General features: G+C 72.9%; 2 protein-coding genes. Both read right to left on the bottom strand.

Annotated features, from left to right (window positions below):
- Positions 1 to 828: beta-ketoacyl [acyl carrier protein] synthase domain-containing protein (locus AC1D01_RS35045; RefSeq protein WP_477874181.1), on the bottom strand; the 828-nt coding region annotated here is incomplete at its 3' end.
- On the bottom strand, positions 825 to 1,299 hold a 475-nt coding region (locus AC1D01_RS35040), incomplete at its 5' end, for an acyl carrier protein (RefSeq protein ID WP_477874179.1). The genes AC1D01_RS35040 and AC1D01_RS35045, both read right to left, overlap by 4 nt.

Here is a 1,299-nt window from a genome sequence, read left to right as displayed (position 1 = left end):
GCCCTCGCCGCGCGCGAAGCCGTCGGCGGCCGCATCGAAGGTCTTGCACTTGCCGTCGGGCGACAGCATGCGCGAATGCGACAGCGCGATGTACAGGTCCGGCGACAGGATCAGGTTGACGCCGCCGGCGAGCGCCATGCGGCAGTCGCGCGCACGCAGCGCCTGGCAGGCCAGGTGCAGCGCGACCAGCGACGACGAGCAGGCGGTGTCGAGCGTGACGCTCGGCCCCTGCAGCCCGAGCAGGTACGACAGCCGGCCCGACGCGATGCTGTGCGCGATGCCCGACGCGAAGTGCGCATCGAGCAGCCTGCGGTCGCCGGTCGCGAGCTGCATCTGCGCATAGTCGTTGGCGCAGACGCCGACGTACACGCCGGTTGCCGAGCGCTCCAGCCGGTCGGGCGCCTGGCCGGCGTGCTCCAGCGCTTCCCAGGCCACCTCCAGCAGCAGCCGCTGCTGCGGGTCCATGCCCTGCGCCTCGCGGCGCGTGATGCCGAAGAACGTGGGATCGAAACCGTCGACCGGGCCGAGGAAGCCGCCGCCGCGCGTCGCGATGCGGCCGGGCACTTCAGGATCGGGGTCGTACAGCGCGTCGACATCCCAGCGCTCGCGCGGCAGCGGGCCGGTCGCGTCGACGCCGTCGCGCATCAGGCGCCAGAAGCTGTCGGCATCGACGCCGCCGCCGGGCACGCGGCAGCCGAGCCCGATGATGGCGATCGGCTCGCGCGCCGCGCCTTCGAGCGCGGCCACTTTCGCCTGCGCCTGCTGCAAGGCGAGGAAGGCGCGCTGCAGCGGGGTCAGCGCGGGGGTGTCGGCGGCAGGACTCGTCAAACGCCCTCCAATCGGTTCATCAGCAAGGCTTCGATCTCGGCGTCGCTCATCGCGGCGACAGCCTCGACGGAGGCGTCCGGGACCGCGGCTTGCGCCGGTTTGTCGACAACCGTCGGCGCGGTCTTCGGCAGCACGCGATCCAGCAGGTAGATTGCCAGCGCGTCGATCGTCGGGTGGTCGAACATCAGCGTCGCCGGCAGCGGCTTGTCGAGGCCGAGCCCGCTGCCCAGCTGGTTGCGCAGCTGCACCGCCATCAGCGAATCGAAGCCGATGTCCATCAGCCGGTCGGCGCGGCCGGGCGCATCGGCCGCATCCAGCCGCAGCACGCGCAGCACGCGCTCGCGCACGAAATCGCGCATCAGCTCGGTGCGCTCGCCGGCCATCGCGTCGTGCAGCCGCTGGCGGAAGGCCTGCGCCAGCTCGGCCGGCGCTGCCGCTGCCGCACGCTGCGGCGCGGCATCGGCCGCCGCC

The organism is Rhizobacter sp. P3_B12, from assembly GCF_056402895.1.
Note: the sequence above shows the minus strand (reverse complement) of the source record. Positions and strands in the feature narration are given on the sequence as shown.